The organism is Agathobaculum sp. Marseille-P7918, from assembly GCF_964248325.1.
Lineage (GTDB): Bacteria > Bacillota > Clostridia > Oscillospirales > Butyricicoccaceae > Agathobaculum.
Window position 1 is genome coordinate 161,100 of the sequence record NZ_CAXTXI010000003.1, and the last position, 23,694, is coordinate 184,793.

General features: G+C 55.3%; 24 protein-coding genes and 1 other RNA gene. 11 read left to right on the plus strand and 14 right to left on the minus strand.

Features of this window, described 5'->3' with window-relative positions; all coding sequences use genetic code 11:
• Position 1: 1 nt before the first annotated feature.
• The 4 genes from ACESSO_RS06010 to speD all read right to left on the minus strand — a co-directional run bounded on the left by ACESSO_RS06010 (position 2) and on the right by speD (position 4,688).
• Entirely contained in the window at positions 2–1,261 is a 1,260-nt protein-coding gene (locus tag ACESSO_RS06010; protein WP_373164151.1) for a saccharopine dehydrogenase family protein, read from the minus strand.
• Between the two features lie 202 nt (positions 1,262–1,463).
• Entirely contained in the window at positions 1,464–2,324 is an 861-nt protein-coding gene (gene speE, locus ACESSO_RS06015; protein WP_373164153.1) for a polyamine aminopropyltransferase, read from the minus strand.
• A 17-nt stretch (positions 2,325–2,341) separates the two neighbouring features.
• On the minus strand, positions 2,342–3,802 hold the full coding sequence (locus ACESSO_RS06020) for an aminotransferase class I/II-fold pyridoxal phosphate-dependent enzyme (RefSeq protein WP_373164154.1): 1,461 nt from the start codon (positions 3,800–3,802) through the stop codon (positions 2,342–2,344).
• Between the two features lie 121 nt (positions 3,803–3,923).
• A complete protein-coding gene (gene speD, locus ACESSO_RS06025) occupies positions 3,924–4,688 on the minus strand; it encodes an adenosylmethionine decarboxylase (protein WP_373164155.1) in 765 nt (254 codons plus the stop codon).
• A 537-nt stretch (positions 4,689–5,225) separates the two neighbouring features.
• Between speD and ACESSO_RS06030 the strand changes: the two genes are divergently transcribed.
• The 3 genes from ACESSO_RS06030 (at position 5,226) to ACESSO_RS06040 (ending at position 7,407) form a co-directional block, all read left to right on the plus strand.
• Complete coding sequence (locus ACESSO_RS06030) at positions 5,226–5,921, plus strand: N-acetylmuramoyl-L-alanine amidase family protein (RefSeq protein WP_373164156.1); 696 nt, start codon at positions 5,226–5,228, stop codon at positions 5,919–5,921.
• Between the two features lie 131 nt (positions 5,922–6,052).
• Positions 6,053–7,072: a 3-deoxy-7-phosphoheptulonate synthase gene (aroF, locus tag ACESSO_RS06035; RefSeq protein WP_373164157.1), complete on the plus strand. Its 1,020-nt coding sequence runs from the start codon at positions 6,053–6,055 to the stop codon at positions 7,070–7,072.
• Positions 7,069–7,407, plus strand: coding sequence for a hypothetical protein (locus ACESSO_RS06040; protein ID WP_373164158.1), 339 nt, complete (start codon positions 7,069–7,071; stop codon positions 7,405–7,407). Before aroF ends, ACESSO_RS06040 begins: the two co-directional genes overlap by 4 nt.
• A 42-nt stretch (positions 7,408–7,449) precedes the next feature.
• Here the strand turns inward: ACESSO_RS06040 and ACESSO_RS06045 are convergent, their stop codons facing one another.
• Both ACESSO_RS06045 and ACESSO_RS06050 read right to left on the minus strand, forming a co-directional pair.
• Positions 7,450–8,571 (minus strand): DUF362 domain-containing protein, encoded by a 1,122-nt coding sequence (locus ACESSO_RS06045; protein WP_373164159.1) that lies wholly within the window; start codon positions 8,569–8,571, stop codon positions 7,450–7,452.
• Between the two features lie 117 nt (positions 8,572–8,688).
• Positions 8,689–8,904, minus strand: coding sequence for a helix-turn-helix domain-containing protein (locus tag ACESSO_RS06050; protein WP_373164160.1), 216 nt, complete (start codon positions 8,902–8,904; stop codon positions 8,689–8,691).
• Between the two features lie 63 nt (positions 8,905–8,967).
• On the opposite strand from ACESSO_RS06050, the gene ACESSO_RS06055 reads away from it, so the two are divergent.
• Entirely contained in the window at positions 8,968–9,195 is a 228-nt protein-coding gene (locus ACESSO_RS06055; RefSeq protein ID WP_373164161.1) for a hypothetical protein, read from the plus strand.
• Here ACESSO_RS06055 and ACESSO_RS06060 read toward each other — a convergent pair.
• Together ACESSO_RS06060 and ACESSO_RS06065 are read right to left on the minus strand one after the other, a co-directional pair.
• A complete protein-coding gene (locus ACESSO_RS06060) occupies positions 9,192–10,037 on the minus strand; it encodes a polysaccharide deacetylase family protein (RefSeq protein WP_373164162.1) in 846 nt (281 codons plus the stop codon). The two genes, ACESSO_RS06055 and ACESSO_RS06060, sit on opposite strands and share 4 nt — an antisense overlap.
• 89 nt (positions 10,038–10,126) lie before the next feature.
• The gene (locus tag ACESSO_RS06065; protein WP_373164163.1) at positions 10,127–10,459 is read right to left on the minus strand and encodes a hypothetical protein; all 333 of its coding nucleotides are present in this window, start codon (positions 10,457–10,459) and stop codon (positions 10,127–10,129) included.
• A 311-nt stretch (positions 10,460–10,770) separates the two neighbouring features.
• Here ACESSO_RS06065 and ACESSO_RS06070 point away from each other — a divergent pair, with 311 nt between their 5' ends.
• The 6 genes from ACESSO_RS06070 to ACESSO_RS06095 all read left to right on the plus strand — a co-directional run bounded on the left by ACESSO_RS06070 (position 10,771) and on the right by ACESSO_RS06095 (position 18,360).
• A complete protein-coding gene (locus tag ACESSO_RS06070; protein WP_373164164.1) occupies positions 10,771–13,296 on the plus strand; it encodes a transglycosylase domain-containing protein in 2,526 nt (841 codons plus the stop codon).
• 55 nt (positions 13,297–13,351) lie between these two features.
• Positions 13,352–13,618, plus strand: an RNA gene (gene ffs / locus ACESSO_RS06075) — signal recognition particle sRNA large type.
• 258 nt (positions 13,619–13,876) lie between these two features.
• On the plus strand, positions 13,877–15,526 hold the full coding sequence (gene dnaX / locus ACESSO_RS06080; RefSeq protein ID WP_373164165.1) for a DNA polymerase III subunit gamma/tau: 1,650 nt from the start codon (positions 13,877–13,879) through the stop codon (positions 15,524–15,526).
• A gap of 14 nt (positions 15,527–15,540) precedes the next feature.
• Positions 15,541–15,897: a YbaB/EbfC family nucleoid-associated protein gene (locus ACESSO_RS06085; protein WP_373164166.1), complete on the plus strand. Its 357-nt coding sequence runs from the start codon at positions 15,541–15,543 to the stop codon at positions 15,895–15,897.
• Complete coding sequence (recR, locus tag ACESSO_RS06090; RefSeq protein ID WP_373164167.1) at positions 15,897–16,496, plus strand: recombination mediator RecR; 600 nt, start codon at positions 15,897–15,899, stop codon at positions 16,494–16,496. Before ACESSO_RS06085 ends, recR begins: the two co-directional genes overlap by 1 nt.
• A 268-nt stretch (positions 16,497–16,764) precedes the next feature.
• Positions 16,765–18,360 carry a peptide chain release factor 3 gene (locus tag ACESSO_RS06095; protein WP_373164168.1) on the plus strand — a complete coding sequence of 532 codons (1,596 nt, stop codon included), beginning with the start codon at positions 16,765–16,767 and terminating at the stop codon, positions 18,358–18,360.
• A gap of 123 nt (positions 18,361–18,483) precedes the next feature.
• Here ACESSO_RS06095 and ACESSO_RS06100 read toward each other — a convergent pair whose 3' ends face one another.
• The 5 genes from ACESSO_RS06100 to ACESSO_RS06120 all read right to left on the minus strand — a co-directional run bounded on the left by ACESSO_RS06100 (position 18,484) and on the right by ACESSO_RS06120 (position 22,133).
• On the minus strand, positions 18,484–19,404 hold the full coding sequence (locus tag ACESSO_RS06100; protein ID WP_373164169.1) for a zinc ribbon domain-containing protein: 921 nt from the start codon (positions 19,402–19,404) through the stop codon (positions 18,484–18,486).
• 57 nt (positions 19,405–19,461) lie between these two features.
• Positions 19,462–20,112 (minus strand): putative ABC transporter permease, encoded by a 651-nt coding sequence (locus ACESSO_RS06105; RefSeq protein ID WP_373164170.1) that lies wholly within the window; start codon positions 20,110–20,112, stop codon positions 19,462–19,464.
• Between the two features lie 143 nt (positions 20,113–20,255).
• Positions 20,256–21,062, minus strand: a complete 807-nt coding sequence (locus ACESSO_RS06110; protein WP_373164171.1) for a hypothetical protein — start codon at positions 21,060–21,062, stop codon at positions 20,256–20,258.
• Positions 21,056–21,763, minus strand: a complete 708-nt coding sequence (locus tag ACESSO_RS06115; RefSeq protein WP_373164172.1) for an ABC transporter ATP-binding protein — start codon at positions 21,761–21,763, stop codon at positions 21,056–21,058. The genes ACESSO_RS06110 and ACESSO_RS06115 overlap by 7 nt, the downstream gene beginning before the upstream one ends.
• Positions 21,747–22,133 (minus strand): GntR family transcriptional regulator, encoded by a 387-nt coding sequence (locus ACESSO_RS06120; RefSeq protein WP_373164173.1) that lies wholly within the window; start codon positions 22,131–22,133, stop codon positions 21,747–21,749. The genes ACESSO_RS06115 and ACESSO_RS06120 overlap by 17 nt, the downstream gene beginning before the upstream one ends.
• Before the next feature lie 133 nt (positions 22,134–22,266).
• Here ACESSO_RS06120 and ACESSO_RS06125 point away from each other — a divergent pair, with 133 nt between their 5' ends.
• The gene (locus ACESSO_RS06125) at positions 22,267–22,839 is read left to right on the plus strand and encodes a hypothetical protein (RefSeq protein WP_373164174.1); all 573 of its coding nucleotides are present in this window, start codon (positions 22,267–22,269) and stop codon (positions 22,837–22,839) included.
• 197 nt (positions 22,840–23,036) lie between these two features.
• Here the strand turns inward: ACESSO_RS06125 and ACESSO_RS06130 are convergent, their stop codons facing one another.
• Entirely contained in the window at positions 23,037–23,693 is a 657-nt protein-coding gene (locus ACESSO_RS06130) for a YitT family protein (protein WP_373164175.1), read from the minus strand.
• Between the last annotated feature and the right edge of the window lies 1 nt (position 23,694).

Below are 23,694 nucleotides of genomic sequence, written 5' to 3' on the forward strand. Positions count from 1 at the left end.
ATCAGTCCACCAATACCGGATTTTCGTTGATTTGCCACGGCAGACCCCATTTATTCAGGGCTTCCATGTACGGATCGGGATCGAACTCCTCAACCGTATATACGCCGGGCTTGTTCCACTTGCCGGTCATCAGCATGGCAGCGCCGATCATGGCGGGCACGCCTGTTGTGTAGCTGATGGCCTGCGAGCCGACCTCGCGGTAGCACTCTTCGTGGTCGCAGACGTTGTAGATATAGGCAGTCTTTTCCTTGCCGTCCTTCTTGCCGGTGAAGATGCAGCCGATGTTGGTCTTGCCCTTGGTGCGCGGACCGAGGGTTGCGGGGTCGGGCAGCAGCGCCTTGAGGAACTGAATCGGCACAATCTGATGTCCCTCGAATTCGATTGGGGTGGTGGACAGCATGCCGACGTTCTCCAGACACTTCATATGGGTGAGATAGCTCTGGCCGAAGGTCATGAAAAAGCGGATGCGCTTAACGCCCGGGATGTTCTTCGCCAGCGACTCGATTTCTTCATGATGCAGCAGGTACATGTCTTTGTGACCAACCTGATCAAAGTCATATTCACGCTTGATGGACATGGCCGGGATTTCGACCCAGTGGCCGTTTTCCCAGTACGATCCGGGTGCGGAAACCTCGCGCAGGTTAATTTCGGGGTTGAAGTTGGTGGCAAACGGATAGCCGTGGTCGCCGCCGTTGCAGTCGAGAATGTCGATGGTGTCGATCTGGTCAAACAGGTGCTTCTGGGCATATGCGCAGTAGGCCTGCGTGACGCCCGGGTCAAAGCCCGAGCCTAAAAGTGCGGTTAGGCCTGCCTTTTCGAACTTTTCCTTATACGCCCACTGCCATGAATAGTCGAAGTAAGCGGTGAAGCCCTCTTCCTTGCAGCGCTTTTCGTAGATTTCGCGCCACTTGGGGTCGTCAGTGTCCTCCGGCTCATAGTTTGCCGTGTCCATATAGTTGACGCCGCACTTGAGGCATGCATCCATGATGGTCAGGTCCTGATAGGGCAGGGCGATGTTCATGACGATATCGGGCTTATACTCGTCGATGAGTGCCACCAGCTCGTCAACGTTATCTGCATCGACCTTCGCGGTGCGGATTTTGGTGGGCGTGGTACCCTCCAGCTTTTCCTTGATTGCGTCGCACTTGGATTTGGTGCGCGAGGCAATCATGATTTCCTCAAATACGCTGCTGTTCTGGCAGCACTTGTGAATGACAACCGAGGCTACGCCGCCGCAGCCGATGATGAGTGCTTTTCCCATAAGTGAAACCTCCAATTTCTATATAATGCGATAATGTGCTGTGCGTAAATTTGAATCGAAAACCGCTATGCGGCTTTCATCAAAAATCAGGACATGAGCCTGACTTTTGATACTCCGACTTAGCCGCCTTGGGCGGCGTCCGGGGGTATCGAAAACAGGTTTTTGTGGAACCTGTTTTCGTATATAGGGGGTATGGATACCCCTATACTTCCTCCACTTTTTCCAAAAGTTTTTGAACGTAATTCGGCAAATAGAATGCACCTTTGTGCAGGTTGGTGTTGTAGTATTTGGTTTCGATGCCGCGGGCGTTCCATGTGTCCGCATCGAGATCGTGCACCGGATGCACGCCGCGCGACGAGAAGCCGAACAACCAGTGACCGGATGGATAGGTCGGGATGTGCGCCTGAAACAGGCGGGACAGCTCAAACGAGTGGACGATGTTGCGGTGCGCACGCTGGCAGGCGAGCGCGTCGCCCTTGTAGAACGGGCTTTCGTGCTGGTTGACCAGAATGCCGTCCGGTTTGAGCGCCTTGTAGCAGTTGCCGTAGAACTCCATCGTGAACAGGCCTTCGCCCGGACCGAACGGGTCAGTTGAGTCAATGATGATGAGGTCGTATTCATCCTCGATACGGCGGATGTATTTCAGGCCGTCCTGATAGAGAATGTGCACGCGCGCATCGTCCAGACTGCACGCCACGGTCGGCAGAAATTCCTTGCACACCGCGACCACGCGCTCGTCAATTTCGACAAGGTCGATGTGCTCAATGTGCGGATAGCGGCACAGTTCGCGTACACAGCCGCCGTCGCCGCCGCCGATGACGAGCACTTTTTTGATTGCGTCGCCCCGCACGGCAAGCGGGACGTGTACCATCATTTCGTGATAGATAAATTCGTCGCGCTCGGTCAGCATCATGTAGCCGTCGAGCGTCAGAAACCGGCCGAACTCCTCGCACTCGAATACGTCGATGCGCTGAAAGTCGCTCTGCTCGGTATAAAGCTGCCGGTCGACCTGAATTTGCAGGCCGACGGTCGGCGTGTGCATTTCGGTAAAGGTTAATCGCATGAATAAGACTCCTTGCGTTAGTCGCAGGGGCTGATAACGCCCCGAATCACCTGCAGGTTGTTCACATCCGGGTCCTCGGTGCCGAGCAGCATGCAGTTTTTCTCTTTGGCATAGCGGATATAGTCGAGAATTTCGCGTGTAATGCGCTCACCCGGCGCAAGAATTGGGATGCCGGGCGGATAGCACATGACGAACTCGGCGCAGATGCGTCCGACCGAGTCATCCAGCGCAATCGTCTGCTTGTCCGCATAGAAGGCTTCCTGCGGGGCGGCAACCACCTGCGGCGAGATATACTCCTGCCGCATGAGCGTAGCCTTGTCCCGCTTATAGCGGCGGCGGATGTCTGCCAGTGCAGCCACCAGCCGTTCGAGGTCGCGTTCACGGTCGCCGACCGAGACATAAGCGAGCAGGTTGCCCAAATCGCCGAACTCGGTTTGGATATCATAAAAGTCGCGCAGCACGTCGTATACTTCGATGCCGGCAAGGCCGACGTCCAGCGTGTTGACGGCGAGCTTGGTCACGTCAAAGTCGTAGACCGTGTCGCCGTTGATAAGCTCGCGGCCGTAGGCGTAATAATCGCCGATCTGGTTGATTTCATCGCGGGCGTATTCGGTCAGGTGCGTCACCTTGCGGAAAATTTCCTTGCCGTAGAGCGCGAGGTTTTTGCGCGAAATGTCCAGACTGACCATCAAAAGGTACGAGCCGGACGTGGTTTGCGTCAGGTTGATGATTTGGCGAACATATTCGGCGTTCATGGACGGACCACACAGCAGAAAGCTCGACTGTGTCAGGCTGCCGCCCGATTTGTGCATGGAAACCGACGCCATATCTGCGCCCGCAGCCATGGCAGACACCGGCATGTTTTCGCCGAAGTAGAAGTGCGTGCCGTGCGCTTCATCCGCCAGCACCTTCATGCCCTTTTCATGTGCAAGCCGCACGATTTCTTTGATATCCGAGCAGATGCCGTAATAGGTCGGGTTGTTGACCAGCACAGCCTTGGCGGACGGATGTTTTTCGATGGCGGCTTTCACATCCGCGACCGACATGCCCAGCGAAATGCCGAGACGGTCGTTCATCTGCGGGTTGACGTAAACCGGAATGGCGCCCGTCAGCACCAGCGCGTTGATGACGCTGCGGTGCACATTTCGCGGCAGGATGATTTCATCCCCGCGGGCGACGACGCTCAAAACCATCGACTGCACCGACGAGGTCGTGCCGCCGACCATCAGGAAAGCGTGCGCTGCGCCGAAGGCTTCGGCGGCCAGCTCTTCCGCTTCACGGATGACGCTTGTGGGATGACACAGATTGTCGAGCGGTTTCATGGAGTTGACGTCCACGGTCATGCACTGCTCGCCCAGAAAGCGCGTCAGTTCGGGATTGCCGCGTCCGCGTTTGTGTCCGGGGACATCAAACGGCACGATGCGCATATCTTTAAAGTGTTCGAGCGCCTCCTTGATGGGCGCACGGGATTGATCCATAATACAACCTTCTTTCGGAAGGGAATAGAGTGCGCGCAGAGCGCGCAAATCAGCGTGAAGGACGCATCCGGACAAATTCCGGTGCGTCCTCTCGGTCGGAAATGCATTTCCGACCGAAGTGTCAGTATACGTTCTTGCCTGAGAAAATTTCGATCATTTCGCGCCGCAGATCGGAATGAATCTTGAGGCGCGTCTTGGGCGGCAGCTCGTAGATGTCGGTGTTGAACAGGTAGTTCTGCAAGTCAACCTCCTTGAGCAGCATGCGCGTGTGAAACAGGTTGGACTGATAGACGTTAATGTCGTATGCGTCGTAGCGGTCGAGGGTTGTGGGGTCGATAAAATCCTGAATCGAGGTGATATGGTGATCCATAAACAGCTTTTTGCCCTCGATATCGCGGGTAAAGCCGCGTACGCGGTAGTCCATGGTAATGATATCCGAGTCGAACGAGCCGATGAGATAGTCGAGCGTGGACAGCGGCGTAATCTCGCCGCAGGTCGCCACATCGATATCCACGCGGAAGGTCGCAAGGCAGGTGTCCGGATGGTACTCGGGATAGGTGTGGACGGTGACATGGCTCTTGTCCAGATGCGCCACAATGGTATCCGGTTCAATGGCAGGCTTCATGTGCTCTTCCGCAATCAGGAACGTGACCGATGCGCCCTGCGGGTCGTAATCCTGCTTGGAGATATGCAGAACATGTGCGCCAATCATTTCGGTGACGCGCTCCAGAATGCCGGTCAGACGCTCGGAATTGTACTGCTGATCAATATAGGCAATATAATCCCGCTGTTCGCGCTCGGTTTTGGCGTAGCACACGTCATAGATGTTGAAGGAAAGTGCCTTGGTCAGGTTGTTAAAGCCGTAGAGTCTGAGTTTGTTCTGCATATCTGATTATCCTCACAATAAAATAAAAAAATCCTCAAGCAAAAGAAAAGCCCCGCGAACGGCGGGACGTACTTTCCACTTGAGGAAGGCAATCTCTCTCTTGGTCCGGGCTGTTCCGGACGGTCTGTATCTGGAAGAGGAAAGAGTCTATATAGCAAGAATCTACTTTTACTACTCTTATTGATTGTTTCACAAGTGTGATGCGCCCGCGGCACACGGCTTTTAGTCAGCCAACTTATAAAATTCAATAAGGCAACAAAGTTGCCAAGTGCGGCATTTGACCCGGCTGTCCGTATGGCCTTGGCGCCTTCCGGGTGGGAAGGGCGGTCAAAGAATTCTGCTGAAAGGCTTTGCCTCTCCGAGTGAATATTATTATATCGTACAGAACGCCGGATTGCAAGGCTTTCTTGCAGGTTTTACGTGCCGCAGACAGGCATTTTGCATGGAAACAAAAAGTTTACAGTCGAACCTTTGAAAAAAAGCGCGAAACGTAGTACAATAAAACAAACACAGTCAATAATGGGGAGACTATGCACCGTGAAGATAACAGGGTTTCATACGAAGCGAAAGGGAAAACGCACAGGCGGAGGTCGTGCGCTGGCAGTGGTGGGGCTGGTGATCGTCTCATTTCTGGCAGGCATGTTTACCCACAGCGCGATCAGCCGTCCGCCGCAGCCGGACGCAGGCCTGTCCTATATTGAGGACATCCCGGTTTACACGGATTATCTGCCCGAGGGCAGCCGGGCACGGCCCGGGGAAATCCGAGAAATCAAGTATCTGGTCATCCATGAAACGGATAACTTTTCCGCCGGAGCGGACGCCGCCGCGCACAATTCCTTTATCCATCAGAATGCCAATGCGGAAACCGGCATCGTTTCGTGGCACTATACGGTCGACGATCATGAGATCTACCATCATCTGCCGGACAACGAAACCGCCTACCACGCAGGCGATCAGATGGAGAAGAATGGCGGCAATATGAACGGCGTGGGCATCGAGATGTGTGTCAACGAGGACGGCAACTATGAGCAGACGCTCATCAACACCGAAAAGCTGTGCGCGCGATTGCTGCTTGAGTACGACCTCAATCCGGATAAGGCGCTGAAAAAGCATCAGGACTTTTCCGGTAAGGTCTGTCCGGCAAAACTGATAAACGACGGCCGGTGGGATGAGTTCTGCGCGGCGGTCAAACAGAAGTACGAAGAGCTGAAAGCAGCGCAGGCAAATGGTTAGTGCTGTGCAACTGCGTGCGAAACCAAACCAAAAAGAAAGGGCGATTTGTGGTAAATCGCTCTTTTCTTTTGGGTAATTTGGTGGTATACTGGCAGAGCTTACATTTTCAACTGATAAAGGAGTGAATTATCGTGATCGTTGTACTCAAACAGAACAGCGACAAGGAACGTGTTGAACGTCTGATGCAGCATTTTACGGATATGGGGCTGCGAATCAACTATTCCGAGGGTGCCAATACGACCATTCTTGGTCTGATGGGCGACACCACCAAGCTCGATGAAGGGGACATTATGGCCTATGACGTGGTCGAGCGTGTGCAGCGTGTGACCGAGCCATTCAAGGCCGTCAACCGCAAATTCCATCCCGAGGACACGATCATCGAGGTCGCGGGACGCAAAATCGGCGCGGGATACTTCAACGTCATGGCAGGTCCCTGCTCGGTTGAGAGCGAGGCGCAGATCGTCGAGGTAGCCGAGGCGGTCAAAAAGGCGGGCGCATCCTTCCTGCGCGGTGGCGCGTTCAAGCCGCGTACCTCGCCCTACTCCTTCCAAGGTCTGGAGGCCGAGGGTCTCAAACTGCTGCTTGAGGCCAAGCGCCAGACCGGTTTGCCGATCGTGACCGAGATCATGAGTGAAAAGCATCTGGATCTGTTTGCGGATGTGGACATCATCCAGCTTGGCGCGCGCAATATGCAGAATTTTATGCTGCTCAAAGAGTTGGGCCGCTCAAATAAGCCCATTTTGCTCAAGCGGGGTCTGTCCGCCACGATGGAGGAGTTCCTCATGGCGGCGGAATATATCTTCGCGGGGGGTAACACCAACGTTATCCTGTGTGAGCGCGGTATCCGCACGTTTGAAAACCTGATTCGCAACAATCTGGATATTTCCGCCGTGCCACTGGTCAAGATGTTCAGCCATCTGCCGATCATCATTGACCCGAGCCATGCCGCCGGACGGCGCGATATGGTGCAGCCGCTTTCGCGTGCGGCGATCGCCGCGGGTGCGGATGGTCTGATTATCGAGGTGCATAACGATCCCAAGAACGCCCTGTGCGATGGCGCGCAGTCGCTCGACATCTCGCAGTTTGACACGGTCATGTCGGATATTAAGCGCCGGGCGGAATTTGAAGGAAGAACGATGATGCTACAGTGAACAATTTTGTCCGGTTTGGTGTGATTTTGCACCACACTGCAACGATTGTGGGCTGGGTTTTCTGCCTGATTTTGCTTGGACATCCGGAGGAGCGGTCGGTGGTCGGTTTTGTGCTGCTTCTGGCATGGACGTTTTTGCAGAGCATCGGGGCGCTGGAACTGATTGCGCGCTTTCTGCTCGGCCGTTTGGATGAAAAGGCGGAACGGATGCAGCAAAGTTTTGTGCAATGGCAGACACTGTTTGGGGAGAAAAAAGCCAAACGTGCGTTTATAGTTTTGCTGGTTGCTATGGTTGCGAGCAAACTGGTGCTGCCTATAGGGCTGAACCAGATCTAAAAGAAAAAGCGAGGCGTATGCCTCGCTTTTTGGCGTTTTGCATTAAATTTTAACCAGTTCGTATTCGCGCGTGCCCAGCCCCAGCTTTTCCGCGTGCTCGAGCGCGGACTGCCAATTGGTGTCCGGATGGACGGCGTGGAAGTGGTCGTTCGGGTCATGGATGTGGTGACGCTCATGCTCGTCACACAGCAGGCTTGCCGGATTGACCGGTGCGGCGTTGACCGCATCCGCGCACGCCTGATCGAGCGCGACAGGGTCAAAGGATGCAAACATGCCGATATTCGGCACGATAGCCACGTCGTTTTCCGCGTGGCAGTCGCAGTTGGGCGACACATCGATAACCAGCGAAATGTGGAAGCACGGACGGCCGTCCACGACTGCTTTGGTGTATTCCGCGATTTTGCGGTTGAGAACGATGTTGGATTCATCATAAGCGCATCCAATCGCGTCGGTCGGGCACACGCCGATGCAGCGGCCGCAGCCGACGCACTTATCGTGGTCAATGTGCGCTTTTTTGTTTGTGATGGTGATGGCGCTGTGTGCGCAGATACGTGTGCACATGCCGCAGCCGACGCAAGGGTTCTGGTCCACCTGTGGCTTGCCTGCATTGTGCTGCTCCATCTTGCCGGCGCGCGAACCGCAGCCCATGCCGATGTTTTTCAGGCAGCCGCCGAAGCCGCTTGCCTCGTGGCCCTTGAAGTGGGTCAGAGAAATAAACACATCCGCGTCCATGATGGCCTGTCCGATTTTGGCCTCCTTGACGTATTCGCCGCCCTCAACCGGCACATACGCTTCGTCCGTGCCCTTCAGACCGTCTGCGATGATGACATGGCAGCCGGTGGAGAACGGTGAAAAGCCGTTGAGATAGGCGGAATCCAGATGGTCGAGCGCGTTCTTGCGTCCGCCGACGTACAGCGTGTTGCAGTCGGTCAGGAACGGCTTGCCGCCGCGTTCCTTGACGAAGTCCGCGACCGTTTTGGCCCAGTTCGGCCGCAGAAATGCGAGGTTGCCCGGCTCACCGAAGTGGATTTTGATGGCGGTGAACTTTTTGTCAAAGTCGATGCTGTCCATGCCCGCCGCTTTCATCAGACGGGTCAGCTTCTGCTGCAAATTCTCGGTCAGCGTGGTGCGGAAATCCGCAAAATAAACCTTGGCTTTGTCCATGGAGATTCCTTCCTTTCTTGTCTTGCCCTATTTCAATAGTATAGCACAGGAAAATATGGTAAAACAAGTGAGAATGCGGTCGGGCAAAAAAAGAGCCGCACCGGATTTCCGGTGCGGTTATTTGCGGAAGGGCGTACAGTCGTCCGAGCGGCCGAGCAGGTAGTCCAGACTGACATTATAAAAGTCGGCAAGGCTGCACAGTACATCGTTCGGGATGTTTCGGCGGCCGGTTTCGTAATTGCAGTAGGTGGCACGCGGGATATGCAATGCTTGTGCGACAGCTTCTTGGCTTAAATCGCGATCTTCACGCATATCCTTGATTCGTAGCTTCATCATACCACCTCGCATGGTATCAGTATACTTTTCAGAAAAGATACCCTTGCATTTTGTGTCAAAATGACACAAAATATAGGTGAGGTGATTAAAATGAATGTAATCCATGAAAAAACGCCGGAATTCGCGTCCGAGCTGCACTACAAAACCGCCTATCTGCATTTGTTCGGCGCGATAGCCGGTCTGGCCGAGCGCATCGAAGCCGCGGACAGCAACATAAGTCTCGCAGATGTCCGCGGCTCACTGGAACAGGCGCTGCGCGATGCGGAGGAGTGCGCCTGCGCAGATTAAGCGGTCGTCAGGTCGGTCAGACTGCCGAAGGTATAGCCCTCGTTCTCCCAGCGGGTGAGCAGCTCGTCGAGGATGCGCGCGTTGGTCTCGCTCGTCGAGTGCAGCAGCACAATGGCGCCGTTATGGATGCGCGGCAGCAGCTTTGCGAACGCCTGCTCGTCGGTCGGCTGGTTGTCGGTGTACCAGTCGACATACGCCAGCGACCAGAACACGGTCGTATAGCCCAGCTCCTGCGCCTGTTTGAGGTTCTCCTCGCTGAATTTGCCCTGCGGCGGACGATAGAATTTCTGCATCGGCTGGCCGGTCAGCGCGGTGAACTTCTCTTCCAGTCCGTTGAGTTCGGCGGCAAAGGCTTCTTTATCCGAAATCGAGGACATATCCGGATGGTGCAGCGTGTGGTTGCCGACGATGTGCCCCTCATCCACCATGCGCTGCACCAGATCGGGCGCGGAGTCAATAAAGTTGCCCACAACAAAAAAGCACGCGGGCGCGTTGTGCTTTTTCAGCGCATCCAGTATCGCACCCGTGCAGCCGTTTTCGTAGCCCGCGTCAAAGGTCAGATAGATGGTGTTTTTGCTGGTGTCGCCCACATAGTAAGCGTTCCATTGCAGCAGCGTGTCGGCGGGTACGTTGCCGACCGGCGGCTGGCCTTCGGTCTGGAAGGACAGCCCCCAGTCGCTGATAGACGTGGGTACGGCCTGCTCCGTGTCGGCGGCAGTTTGCTGCGCCGTCGCGCCCCTGTCGTCCTGCGGCACAAGGAAAAACAGCGCGGCAAGCAGCGCGCACACGCCCGCCGCCGCACCGATGCGGTACAAAGTATCCCGGGTGATGGTGATAAACATAAGTAAACGCCCCCTTGGTGATACGGTATGCAGGGAATAGAACGGATATGCCTTGGCTCATAAAAACAGCGGGCGTTTGCCCGTCGTTTTTATGAGCCGTAGTCCTCTAGCAGACGGGCAAGCGCCTGCGCGTCCGACAGCAGAATGCCGTCCTCGAGCGCCTCCCGGTCGGCGGCGGGCAGGGTGCGGACGTCAATATCGGTGCGAATGACGATTTCCCCGCCGCGGGAGACGACCAAACGGCCCTCATCCGCTTGGGCAATATAGGGCAGCTCGGTCGTGCTGGCAGGTACGGCCGGAGTCGAAAACCAGACGCGCGCGGCAAAAAATGCGCTGATGAGTGCTGCTGCGCAGGCCAGAAGCGCGATGCGCCGCTGTCGTTTGGCACGCAGCATGGCCAGCATGTAAAAACCCTGCATCACGGAAATTACCTCCTTATATTCCTGGAATTTTCTTTGAGTATGCCCGGAATTTTGGAAAGTATTCGCAAACAGGTGTAAAATTTGTTTGGAATTTGCGGAATAATGTGGTATAATAGCCGCGAACGACTGTGACCAACAGAGGGAGACAGGAAAAAATGTATGCTTTTAAAACGCCTGTTTCTGTGGTATAATGACTGAAAGCAGATAAAAACTGCTTATTTTCAAAGAATATCGGGAACAAAACGGACGCCTCATACGTCCGACCTGATAAGACCCGCGGCATGAATCTGGCGGGCAAGGAGGAAACCGAATTGGCAACTGGCAAAAGAAAAGGATCGGGCGTCCTGCATGTGATATCCCGCGTGCTGCTGACGCTGCTGCTTATCGGTGTGCTTTGCGCCTGCTTCTGCGGCATTGCATTTGCGTATTATGTACATGCATATATCAACCCGTCTGCGCAGGAAACTGCAACCGACCTGAGCAAGGGTTTGGGCTTGGATTTGAACTCCTTCATCTATGCAGTCGATTCCACAACGGGCGAAGAAACGCTCTATGAAACCATTCGCGGCATGGAAAACCGCATTTGGGTGGATAGTGAGAACATTCCGGATAATTTGAAGAACGCGGTCGTTGCCATTGAGGACGAACGCTTCTACAAGCATCACGGCGTGGACTGGAAGCGCACGTTTGGCGCGGTTGCCAACTGGCTGGTTGGCGATGACCAGTACGGCGGTTCAACCATCACCCAGCAGCTCATCAAAAACGTCACCGATGAGGACGATTACTCGGTCAAGCGTAAGGTTAACGAGATTTTCCGCGCGCTGGCGCTGGAGGATGAAATCGGGGATAAGGACCGTATTCTGGAGATGTATCTCAATACGATCTATCTCGGCTACAACTGCTATGGCGTGAAAACCGCTGCGACCACCTATTTCGGCAAGGATGTATCCGAGCTGAGCCTCGCGGAGTGTGCTGCGCTGGCCGGCCTGACCAACAATCCGTCGATTTATGACCCGTATAACCATCCGGAAAAGGTCAAGGAGCGGCAGCAAAACATCCTCGGCAAGATGCTGGAACTGGGCATGATTGACCAGACCGCGTATAACGAGGCAATCGCAACCGAGCTGGTTTACCGTCCCTATGAGCAGTATCAGCAGGATATCAGCGATATTTATTCCTACTTTACCGATGCGGTCATCAAGGACGTAACCAAAGACCTGATGGAGCAGAAGGGATATTCCGAAGTCGTAGCCAGCAACATGGTCACCTCGGGCGGCCTGAAGATTTATGCTACCATTGACACCAAGGTGCAGAGCGTCGTCGATCAGGTGTGGGCGGATGATTCTGTATTCCCCAATACCGAGAAATACGGCGAGCGCCCGCAGAGCGCCATGGTCATTACGGATAAGCAGGGCAGTATTGTTGCCATTGCGGGCGGCCGCGGCGAAAAGACGGAAAATCTGGCCTTCTCGTATGCCACGGACGCGCGCCGTCAACCGGGCTCTTCAATCAAGCCGCTGTCTTCTTATGGCCCCGCTATGGACAAGGGGATTATTGTTCCGTCCACTACGGTATACGATAAGCCGCTGTACATCGGCGATGATGGAAAACCGTGGCCGATGAACGACGGCAAGATGCCAACGGGCAAGGCGATGACGATCAAGAGCGGTATTACCAGCTCGGTTAACACCATTGCCGTGCAGGTGATGGATATGCTGACGCCGCAGGCATCCTATGATTTCCTGACACAGCGCCTCGGTATCCAATTGGTTGGCAGCCGAACCTATGAGGACGGCACGGTCAAGAGCGATATCGACTATTCACCGCTGGCACTGGGCGCGCTGACCGACGGCGTGACCGTACGAGAGATGGCGGGCGGATTCTCCGCCTTCATCAATGACGGCGTGTTCGGCGGCACGCGCACCTACACCAAGGTGCTCGATTCGGAGGGCAATACGGTGCTCGAAAACAACCCGAGCACGGATCTGGGCTTTGAAAATGTGCGCACCGCATATTACATGCTTGAGTGCCTGCAAAACGTCACGGCTTACGGTACCGCGTCCGGCACGCAGATTTCCGGCGTGCAGACTGCCGGTAAGACCGGTACGACGACCTCCAACACCGATATCTGGTTCTGCGGCGTAACACCTCAGTATTCCGCTGCGGTTTGGGTAGGTTATGAGCATAACTATACGCTCAATGGCTTGTATGGCCGTAATGCTGCGGCAATCTGGCTGGCAGTAATGCAGAAGGTGCATGAAGGCGACTCCGGTCTGGTGTTCGACTCGCATCCGCAGGATTTCACGACGGTGACCTATTGTATGGATACCGGTCTGCTTGCTTCCGGCGCCTGCCGTGCGGCGGGACGTGCCGCAAGCGGCCGTTTCTGGAACGATGAAGTACCGACCGAGACGTGCAGCCATCAGGGCATTACCACGAGCTACAACTTCGCTAAGGTTGGCGTAACCGATTGGAAGGAAGAAGAGGAAGAGGAGGAGAAGCCGGAAGAGGAGAAGAAACCGGAAGAGCAGACGCCGACTGATCCGAACGATCCTTCCATTGATCCGGAAACCGGCCTGCCGACTACTCCGACTGATCCGGAGGGCGGCGAGACTGGCGGTAATACCGGCGGAGAAACCGGCGGCGAGACCGGTGGAAACACTGGTGGCGAGACTGGCGGTAATACCGGAGGCGAAACCGGCGGCGGCACGGGTGGCGAAACCGGTGGCGGCACCGGCGGAGAAACCGGAGGCGAAACCGGAGGCGGCACCGGCGGAGAAACCGGTGGCGGTACTGGCGGCGAGACCACACCGTCGCCTGACGATCCAGAAGCATAAAACCGGCTGGAACGCATAAAATAACAACCGAATATCTGTTCAGCGCCGCACAAGGCCGCACACATCGGGGCGTTAGCGGTGTCCTGTACCCGCAATCCGCTACAGCGGGGATGATGCGGGCAAGGAGGGACGTACGCGCGGCGAAGCAGCTGCCAACAGGGCGATGAGAGACCGGTACTGCGCAACGGAGGACCGTGAACCATGTCAGGCGGGGAACCGAGCAGCATTAAGCGGAAACCATCGTGTGCCGCAGAGCTGCCGATTTTGAGCCCAAACCGCGGAAAGGCAGTCGGGCGTGCGCTTTCGAATTGCCCGTGTGCGGTCTTGTGGGGCGCTGAACGGATTTCGCTTGAAACCACGCTTTCAAGCGAGCGGATGCACCGAGCATGGCTCGGATACATCCGGCCGGGACAAAAGTTCCGATAAGCGAAACTTTTGCTCCGACTGGTATAAAAACCCACGCGCATGTCGCGGGTTTTTATGGATTGGATTGCGCGCTTGGCGCGCAGAAGAGAACGCTGGGAGGCGGGCTTGCGCCCGCCTCTTTTGTGGTATCACGGGCAAGGAAAGGAGTGGGCGCATGTATCAGGCGCTGTATCGCAAATGGCGGCCGCAGACCTTTGCGGACGTAATCGGCCAGCAGCATATCACGGATACACTGCGCGCGCAGCTCCAGTCCGGTCGGCTGAGCCATGCCTATCTCTTTACCGGTACACGCGGCACTGGCAAGACAACCTGCGCTAAGATTTTGGCGCGCGCGGTCAACTGTGAGCATCCGGTGAACGGCGACCCTTGCAACGAGTGCGCGGCTTGCCGCGGTATTCTGGATGGATCGGTGCTTGATGTGACCGAGATTGACGCGGCTTCGAACAATGGTGTCGACAATATCCGCGATTTGCGCGACGAGACGCGATACACACCTGCGCAGGTGAAAAAGCGCGTGTTTATCATTGACGAGGTGCACATGCTCTCGATTGGCGCGTTCAACGCGCTGCTCAAGACACTCGAGGAACCGCCCGAGCATGTGCTGTTTATCTTAGCAACCACCGAACTGCACAAGGTGCCCGCGACCATTCTGTCGCGCTGCCAGCGGTTCGATTTCCGGCGCATCGGCGCGGAGGATATTGCGCGCCGCCTGCTGGATGTAGCGGCGGGTGAGAGCATCGCGCTGACGGAGGGTGCGGCGCGCCTGATTGCGCGGCTGGCAGACGGCGCGATGCGTGATGCATTGTCCATGCTCGACCGCGCGGCGGCGGCGGGCGCGGTGGATGAGCAAACCGTGACCGCAGCACTTGGCGTGATGGGGCAGGACGACGGTATTCGACTGGCAGAGCACCTCAAAACCGGCGATTTGGCCGCGGCCATTGCGCTGATTGACGAATATTACAACGCAGGCCGGGATTTGGCTGCGGTTTACGACCAGATGCTGGGACTAATCCGCGACGCGCTGCTGGTTAAGACCAGCAAAACCGATGTATCCGCGCTGATTTCTCCGGCGTATACGGTGAAAAGTCTGCAAAAGCTGTGCGATGGATTGGCTTCGTCCACACTGATCGCATGGAGCCGTGTAATAGGGGAAGCGCTTGATCGCATGCGCAGCGCAGCCAACCGCCGGGTCGAAGCGGAGTTGTGCGCGGTTCGACTATGCAGTTTGGGCGCAGAACAATACGATACATTGAGCGGGCGCGTGGAGGCGCTGGAGGAAAAGATGAAGCATGGCGTACCGGTTGCAGCGGCACCGGCGCAAACCGTGCGACAAGCGAGCGATATGCCGCCTCCGCCGGGCGACGAGGACGCTCCGCCTCCGCCGGATGACGGCGATGCACCGCTTTGGGCGGAGGAAGAGGCCGCGGCCGGACAACCGGTAACGCCGGCGAAGCCCGCTGCGGCGGTGGCTCAGGCAGCTGCATGGCCGAAATGGACGCAGCTGCTGGAAATGCTCACCGGTAAAATCAATACCGGCGCGCATACCAATCTTAAGGTATCCGCCAAGGGCATGCTGGAGGATGACGCGCTGGTTATTCTGTGTGAGGACAGTATCACGGCGATGCTGGCGAAAGCGGAGCCGACGATGAAGGTGATCCGGGAACAGGCAGCAGCGCTGGCGGGCGCGCCGATCAAGGTTAAGGTGCGTGAAGCCGGGGATGAACCCGTGATACAAAAAAACGCCGCGGTCGATGAGATCATCGGTCGGGCGAAAGCATTTGATATTCAAGTAAAAGAACTTTGAGGAGGACATAACAGATGGCAAAGGGAAAAGGCTTTGGCGGCGGCTTCGGCGGCGGCATGAACATGCAGGCAATGATGAAGCAGGCGCAGAAGATGCAGGAAAACATGATGAAGGCGCAGGAAGAGATTGCGCAGATGGAGACCACCGGCACGGCAGGCGGCGGCATGGTGACTGCGACCGTAACCGGTACTTCAACGCTGAAATCCATTGAGATTAAGCCCGACGTAGTCGACCCGGATGACATTGATATGCTGCAGGATCTGGTAGTTGCGGCGGTCAACGAGGCGCTCAAGGCTGCAAATGAGAAGTCCCAGAGCCAGATGAACGCAATTACCGGCGGCATGGGCGGCCTAGGCGGCGGCCTGTTCTGATGGACTTTTTTGCACCGCCGGTCGAGCGGTTGATCGAGGAATTTGCAAAGCTCCCCGGTATCGGGCAGAAAACCGCGCAGCGGCTGGCATTCCATGTGCTCGATCTGTCCAAAGAGGACGCGGAACGATTTGCTGACGCAATTCGTGAGGCAAAAGCCAAGACCTTCACCTGCAAACGGTGTCAGAATCTGGCCGACAGCGAGATTTGTCCGATTTGCGCGGATAAGACCCGTGACCAAAAGACCATCTGCGTGGTGGCGGAACCGCGTGACGTGATTGCGTTCGAGCGCACCAAGGAGTATCATGGCTTGTATCATGTGCTGCACGGTACGCTTTCCCCTATGGGTCACATTGGACCGGACGATATTCGCATCCGGGAGCTGGTGCAGCGCGTGGCGGATGAGGACACCGAGGAGGTTATCCTTGCCACCAATCCGGACACCGAGGGCGAGGCTACAGCCATGTACATTTCCCGCCTGTTACAGCCCTTCGGCATTCGTATCACCCGCCTTGCCTACGGCATTCCCGTGGGCGGACATCTGGAATATGTCGATGAGGTTACGCTGACCCGTGCGCTCGAAGGTCGGCGGGATTTGTAAATATGGTATTTCTGCTTTGTTCCTGCCTTTTACGCGGGGCTGCCGCGCATCAGAAAGAGCAGCTGCGCCAAACGCGCGTAAAAACAGGAACGGCCGGACTTTCGTCCGGCCGTTCCCGCAATAAAAGGTAGGATAGAGAGTAGAAAGCAAGAACATGTGGGGGGATCTTACGCTTTCCACGGTTATTATAATATAGGGAAAATGTGAACATTCTGTGTACATTTCGCAACAAATTTTTGTTTTTGTATAATCGGGAGGAAAAAAGTCATTGGCAGAGCTGAAAAAGGAAATTGAGAACCGGCGCACTTTTGCGATCATTTCGCATCCGGACGCCGGTAAAACCACCATTACAGAGAAATTTTTGCTGTACGGCGGCGCAATTCAGGAGGCCGGCATGGTAAAAGGCAAGAAAAACAGCCGCCATGCCGTATCCGACTGGATGGAAATCGAGAAGCAGCGCGGTATTTCAGTGACCTCCTCGGTGCTGCAGTTCCGCTATGAAGGCAAGTGCATCAACATTCTCGATACCCCCGGGCATCAGGACTTTTCTGAGGATACCTACCGCACGCTGATGGCGGCGGATTCGGCGGTTATGGTCATCGATGCATCCAAGGGCGTCGAGGCGCAGACACGCAAGCTGTTCAAGGTGTGCGCGATGCGGGGCGTGCCAATATTCACCTTCATCAACAAGATGGATCGAGAGTCGCGCGACCCGTATGAGCTGCTTGAGGAGATTGAGAACGAGCTGGGCATCGGTACGTATGCGGTTAACTGGCCGATCGGTTCGGGTAAACGCTTCAAAGGCGTCTATGATCGTATGGACGACGAGGTTATCGCCTTTGAAGGCGCGGATTTTCGTCATGAGGTCAAGGCGCAGCGTCTGTCGATTGACGATCCGATCCTTGAGGGGCTGCTGCCTGAGGATCAGTATCAGACGCTGATTGACGACGTAGAGCTACTCTCCGGTGCAGGTGATGAGTTCGATTTGCAGGCGGTGCATGAGGGCAAGCTGTCGCCAGTGTTTTTCGGTTCAGCACTGACCAACTTCGGCGTAGAACCGTTTCTCAAGAAGTTCCTGCAAATGACCCCGCCGCCGACCGCCCGCACGGCCGACATCGGTGTAATTGATCCGTTTGAGGACCATTTCTCGGCTTTTGTCTTTAAAATTCAGGCCAATATGAACAAGGCGCACCGCGACCGCATTGCATTTATGCGAATTTGCTCGGGCAAATTCGAGCGCGGTCAGGAGGTGCTGCATGTGCAGAGCGGCAAAAAGATGGTGCTGGCTGCGCCGCAGCAGCTGATGGCGCAGGACCGCTCGATTGTGGATGAAGCGTATGCAGGCGATATCATCGGAATCTTTGATCCGGGTGTGTTCTCGATTGGCGATACCGTGTGCGATCCGAAGCGCAAATGCATGTTTTCGGGTATCCCAACCTTTGCACCTGAGCTGTTTGCCACCGTTCGGCAGAAAGACACGCTCAAGCGTAAGCAGTTCGTCAAGGGCGTGGAGCAGATTGCGCAGGAGGGCGCCATCCAGATTTTCCGCGAACCGGGCGCCGGCATGGAGTCCGTCATTGTGGGCGTGGTGGGCGTGCTGCAATTCGAGGTGCTGGAATACCGCTTGAAAAACGAGTATAACGTTGAGATCATCCGCGAAAACCTGCCGTATGAGCATGTGCGCTGGGTGGAAAATGACGAGCCGGATTTTGATATCAAGGCGCTTCAGCTTACAAGCGACACCAAAATTGTTGAGGATCTCAAGGGGAACAGTCTGCTGCTGTTTTCCTCTCCGTGGAATATCACGTATGCGCTTGACCATAACGAAAACCTGCGTCTGGCTGAGTTTTCGGAAAACGCATAAGCGTCTGATAGGATAAAAGCAGCCAACAAAGCGATAAAACAGGCTCCATTTATGCATACAGCATAAATGGAGCCTGTTTGCAGATCCATCGGAGATTTGCCGCTGAAACAAGTGCATGATCTCTTATCCGGTTTGCACACTGGTCAGAGGCACAAAGGCAGACGTGCCGAAAATGCCCACCTGCTCCGCGTCCTGCAGTGTGACCAGACCGGTTTCACGGTCCACGTAAACCACGAGCCATAAGTCGGTATTTTCCTGCCGGGCGTCATATCTGTCATACAGATTGCCGTCGTAGCTCCACTCGCTGCACGACAGGGCGAGGGTCAGACTGTCATATTGCGCGGGTGGAAAGTTTTCATCATAGATTCCTTCGTCGGGGTAATTGTAAATACACCAAGTATATCCATGTTCCTCGTAGGTACCGGTGCCGTCATCCATGCGCAGCGTATAATCACCCATTTCTCCCGGCTCGACCTGCAAATCAAGTGTCGTGCCGTCTGCCAGTGTTGCCGCTGTGTGTTCGCCCGTCAGGTCGTATAGAGCGGCATAGATGCTGACATAATTATCCGAGTCATATGCATATTCCTGGCCTCGCTCGTAATACAGTGCGCCATCATCATAGCTGACCCAATCCTCAGCTTCGGCTTCTGCATCCGGCTCGTTTGAATCCCAATCATCGAGAATCATTTCAAACGAACTGCTGCCGTCAAAAAAGTTATCGAATAGGTTCTTTACCATCGGAATCAAAGAAGGCAGCACATTGATCAGCAAGATGGCAACCACAACAACTGCAACAACCTTGCCGGTTCCTTTTTTTACTTCACGAATCGGTTTCACGCTGGCTTTGGCTTTTTGTGCACGTATGGGTGTTTTTCGTGTGCGCGTTTTCTGATAGGTTGGCTCATCTTCGAATTGCTTTTCCCGCCATGCGGCTGCCTTCTTTTCCAGTTCGCCGACACGCCCGCGAGTACCTGCACGTGCGCCGCAGATCGGACACTCTCTCTCCTCGTCGCTGTAGTTGATGCCACAATGCTGACACTTCATATGGAAAGCCCCCCTTCTATGGTTTCATCATAGCAGAGAAGGGAGGCGTGCGCAAGTTTAATTCGGCAAATTGTACAGCAGCATTTCAATTCTGGCCGGTTCAATCACCTGAAGTTCGTCCTGTGCTGCTGAGTGGACCGCAATTCCCTGTCCGGTGTTCGGATGCAGTGTGGAAGCACAAAAATCCAGTGCAAACAATGCAATCAGCAGTACGCACAGAAGCGGGAACACGTCATGCGGCAGCTGTCGAAACATTCGCAGCAGCATGGGCGCAGCCAGATATACCGCCGTACAGCAGCCCAGGCCGAACACCAACGCGGTTGGCAGACTCACCAAACCATCTATGTTGAGCGGATATCCGCTGTAATCCCACCAGCGAAGGTCGTAAACGGCCAGCAGATACCGGCCTGTTGCAAACTCCATGACCGTGGAAAGCATCGCGCCCAACGCAAACACAAGAATCGGCTGTGCGGAAAAACGATCCAGCAGCAGTACGGACAGCAACCCGCCCACGCCGTAAATCGGGAGCCAAGGTCCGAGCATGGTGCCGCGGTTGACCAGTTCGCCGTCAAGCAGCAGGTGCAGTCCAACCTCCCACAGCCAGCCCGCCGCCGAAAAGGCCAGAAACAGGCCCGCGATCTCGTAAAGCGTATATCGTCCCGCCGCATCAAAGCGCGTTCGATGCACATATCGGAATACCGCCGTCATATCTATCCCTCCCGCTGTTGCCCTTTCATTGTACACAGAAATTCTTTGTAATTTCACCGCAAAACTCTTAAGATTTTATGAGTATTTTGCAGTTTAGGGTGCAAAAAGGGACGCGCGGAAACGCGTCCCCGTGTATGCGCTGCTTATTCCAGATTCAGCTTATGCTGAAGGATATAATGTGTGCCGGCATAACAGATTGCACCCGGTATCGCCGCTGCGACACAGAAGCTGAGCAGCACTCCGTGTACCAACGTCTGCTGCGGCACGCCGTTGAGCGCATTAGCCAGCGCAGTCATCACGTTTTCCATCGGGCCGTTCGCCAAACCGACCATCACAAAACTCAGTACGAACTGCGCTGCGGTGGACAGCACGAAATACCACACGACCGACATCAGTACGCGATGCTTTTTCGCGAGATGACCAAGTGCCATGCACAGGTAAAGATACAGCACGCCGCTGATTATGGAAATCACCAACAGTAAAATTCCCTCGATCAGATACCCCAGTACGTTTGGATCTTCAGCTACCGAGCGACCAAACTCGCCCAATACCATACTGATGCCCCAAATCAGACCGGTGTTCGCGCCGAGGATTGAAATGCTCAACGCTGCGACGATGCCGCTCAGGCAGCAGATTGCCACCGCAATGATCACCTTGCTCCAAATGTGTTGTGTGACCGTCACGGGCAGTGTAAACATCAGATAGCCCTCGTCACCGAGCAGATTTTTGTAAAACCGTTGGATCAGGATAACCGCGGTCACGACGAACGTCGCAACCAGCAGTGCAAAGTACAGCATCGCAAGGATGGCGGTTGGGATACCGTTCATAATATCCTGTGCGCCATCGGTCGCCATCAGAGCGCTGACGATGCTCATCAACAGCATCGCGCCGTATAGCGGCAGGCAGATACGCGCGCACGCTTTCCATTCGTATTTTAACAGCTTCAGCATGCGAACACCTCCCGGAACAGCATATCAACGGATTTTCCATGTTCCTCCCGAATCGTGTCCACGCTCTCATGCAGCGTCATCACGCCGTTTTTCAGGAAGATGACCTCGTCGAGCACACGCTCGATATCCGCAATCAGGTGCGTAGACAGCAGCACCGCGGCATCCTCGCTGTAATTCGACAGGATTGTGTTGAGGATGTAGTCGCGCGCGGCCGGGTCCACGCCCGCGATAGGCTCGTCGAGCAGGAACAGCTTGGCCTTGCGGCTCATCGTCAGGATGAGCTGCACCTTTTCCTTCGTGCCCTTGGACAGCGTCTTGAGACGGTCAAGCGAATTGATGTGCAGCGATTGCAGCATATCGTTTGCCTTGACACGGTCAAAATCCGCGTAGAAATCGGCAAAGAAATCCATCAGGTCGGATACCCGCATCCAGTCGTTCAGGTATGCCCGGTCTGGCAGATAGCTGACTACACTGTGCGTATGCACGCCGGGCGCCTGTCCGTCTACCAGCACACTGCCGGCGGTTGGCTGAATCAAGCCGTTAATCAGTTTAATCAAAGTTGTCTTACCCGAACCATTCGGACCAAGCAGACCGACAAACCGGCCGCCGCTCAATGTCAGGTTCAGATTGTCGAGTGCCTTTACGCTGCCATAGGTCTTGGTCAGACCCGCACAGACAATCAGCTCATTTTTTTGTTCCATTCTGATTTCCCTCCCCTTGACGCTTTTCGAGCAGACGGTATACCTCCTGCTCGGAGAAGCCAAGCTGGCTCATGCCAGCCAGAAATTCCGCAATACGATCCCTTGCGATTTGTTCCCGAATCTTCTGAATCATCTCTTTATCCTCCGTCACATAGCGTCCGCTGGTCCGGTTGGTGTGCATCAGCCCTTCGCGCTCCATATCTGCCAGCGCACGCTGCATCGTGTTGGGATTCACCCCTGCCTGCGCTGCCAGTTCACGTACCGCCGGGACTTTATCTCCCGCCGCCAGCTGGCCGCTGACGATCTGTTCGGTCAGTATTTCTACCAGTTGCTGGTAGATTGGACGATCGCCTCGCAGTTGCCATTGCATAGCCTCGCTCCTCTCTTGTCATGTTGTATTATGATAATAATACAATGATACACGATTGTCAACCCCTGACAAAAAATATTTTTCATCTGGCGTTGGCTATGCTATAATAGGCCATATCGGAGGAAGGATATTTATGAGAATTTACCCCCATCTACGTGTGCTTTGGGTCGCTTCGGCCGTATCTGCAGCAACCAATCTGGCAGCGCTGAGCAATTCCATGTCGGTTTTGCTGGCCGCCAACATCATTAATCTGATATGTTATGGCGTAATCGCTTATGCATTGTATCGTCTTTCAGACGAAAGTGCGCTGCTGGGCCGTGCGTTTCCTGCGCAACTGCTCTGTATTGCACTGATTGCACTGGCGCTGGTGTGTACGCAGCTGGCAGACGGCAACATCATGCTGCAAAACTTTATGTCCCTGCTGTCTATGGCAGGCAGCGTCGCGGGATTGCTCAGTGAGTATTATCTGTACTGGGGACTGGATGAGCGTATCATCCCCTATGCCTATAACTATCCCGCGCGCCGCATTCGCTGGTGCCTGTATGCACCGCTGCTGGGCGCATTTGTCGCCAGTGCACTCATCCTGATCGCACTGCCGCTGCCTGCGGTATTCGTGCAGCTGGTGGCACAAATCATACCGCTTGTGCTGCTGTGGCAGTACATGCGTGCGGTACAGATGCGCGAGGACGAGCCGCTGTCCTTTTAACGAGAGAAAATCCCCGGAAGCAATAAACAGGTACTTTGCCTGCAAGTTTATTGTTCCGGGGCTAATTTATGCATAAAAAAGCATCACACTCGCTTCTCTGCGGGTGTGATGCAAGTGAAAAGTGTCATTGTATCGCGGGTATGGTGACGAACGTCAGTTGTGTGCAGATATCTGCACAAGACGCGGCAGGGAAGTGCTCACTGTGATTTCGCAGAACGCAGGTTCTGCAGGGTTTCCGCAACGTTTTCCTGATGCAGCTCGGCTGCGCGGAAGTGCAGGAAATGAAAATTCAGGTTGAACAGTGAGCCTAGGCCGACGGCGCAGATTACCGTGCCGATACCCACTTGACCGCCAAGCAGAAAACCGGCGATGATGACGAAGATTTCGACGGTGGCACGGCACAGGCCGACCGACCGTCCGGTTTTACGTGCGAGCGCCACCATGAGCGCATCGCGCGGACCGGCTCCTAATGCGCTTTTCATGTACATCCATGTACCCAGCGCGAGCAGTTCCAATCCAACCAGCAGCATCGGGAGGCCGGTGAGAAGGGAATGCATCGGTGGAATCCAGCCCAGCCAGAGCAGGCCGTCGATGAACACCGCGCACAGGATGATATTGATGATGGTGCCGAAGCCGAAGCTCTCCCCGCACAGTATGGCTGCGCCTATGGCAACCGCGCCGACAATCATGGAAGCGGTGCCGTAGGTGATGCCGAGAGTCTGTGCCAGCCCCTGCTGCAATACGCTCCACGGTTCCAGGCCGATGTTGGCTTGCAGCATCATGGTGATGCCAACTGCGCTGACCAGCATGCCCGCAACCAGCCAAAGCAGGCGGCGGATATAATGATTGGGCATC

Bases quoted from the DNA above. Each gene is read 5' to 3' on its own strand.
- ACESSO_RS06010 (WP_373164151.1), bottom strand. From the start codon at position 1,261: ATGGGAAAAGCACTCATCATCGGCTGCGGCGGCGTAGCCTCGGTTGTC.
- speE (WP_373164153.1), bottom strand. From the start codon at position 2,324: ATGCGATTAACCTTTACCGAAATGCACACGCCGACCGTCGGCCTGCAA.
- ACESSO_RS06020 (WP_373164154.1), bottom strand. From the start codon at position 3,802: ATGGATCAATCCCGTGCGCCCATCAAGGAGGCGCTCGAACACTTTAAA.
- speD (WP_373164155.1), bottom strand. From the start codon at position 4,688: ATGCAGAACAAACTCAGACTCTACGGCTTTAACAACCTGACCAAGGCA.
- ACESSO_RS06045 (WP_373164159.1), bottom strand. From the start codon at position 8,571: ATGGACAAAGCCAAGGTTTATTTTGCGGATTTCCGCACCACGCTGACC.
- ACESSO_RS06050 (WP_373164160.1), bottom strand. From the start codon at position 8,904: ATGAAGCTACGAATCAAGGATATGCGTGAAGATCGCGATTTAAGCCAA.
- ACESSO_RS06055 (WP_373164161.1), top strand. From the start codon at position 8,968: ATGACACAAAATATAGGTGAGGTGATTAAAATGAATGTAATCCATGAA.
- ACESSO_RS06060 (WP_373164162.1), bottom strand. From the start codon at position 10,037: ATGTTTATCACCATCACCCGGGATACTTTGTACCGCATCGGTGCGGCG.
- dnaX (WP_373164165.1), top strand. From the start codon at position 13,877: ATGTATCAGGCGCTGTATCGCAAATGGCGGCCGCAGACCTTTGCGGAC.
- ACESSO_RS06085 (WP_373164166.1), top strand. From the start codon at position 15,541: ATGGCAAAGGGAAAAGGCTTTGGCGGCGGCTTCGGCGGCGGCATGAAC.
- recR (WP_373164167.1), top strand. From the start codon at position 15,897: ATGGACTTTTTTGCACCGCCGGTCGAGCGGTTGATCGAGGAATTTGCA.
- ACESSO_RS06100 (WP_373164169.1), bottom strand. From the start codon at position 19,404: ATGAAGTGTCAGCATTGTGGCATCAACTACAGCGACGAGGAGAGAGAG.
- ACESSO_RS06105 (WP_373164170.1), bottom strand. From the start codon at position 20,112: ATGACGGCGGTATTCCGATATGTGCATCGAACGCGCTTTGATGCGGCG.
- ACESSO_RS06110 (WP_373164171.1), bottom strand. From the start codon at position 21,062: ATGCTGAAGCTGTTAAAATACGAATGGAAAGCGTGCGCGCGTATCTGC.
- ACESSO_RS06115 (WP_373164172.1), bottom strand. From the start codon at position 21,763: ATGGAACAAAAAAATGAGCTGATTGTCTGTGCGGGTCTGACCAAGACC.
- ACESSO_RS06120 (WP_373164173.1), bottom strand. From the start codon at position 22,133: ATGCAATGGCAACTGCGAGGCGATCGTCCAATCTACCAGCAACTGGTA.
- ACESSO_RS06125 (WP_373164174.1), top strand. From the start codon at position 22,267: ATGAGAATTTACCCCCATCTACGTGTGCTTTGGGTCGCTTCGGCCGTA.
- ACESSO_RS06130 (WP_373164175.1), bottom strand. From the start codon at position 23,693: ATGCCCAATCATTATATCCGCCGCCTGCTTTGGCTGGTTGCGGGCATG.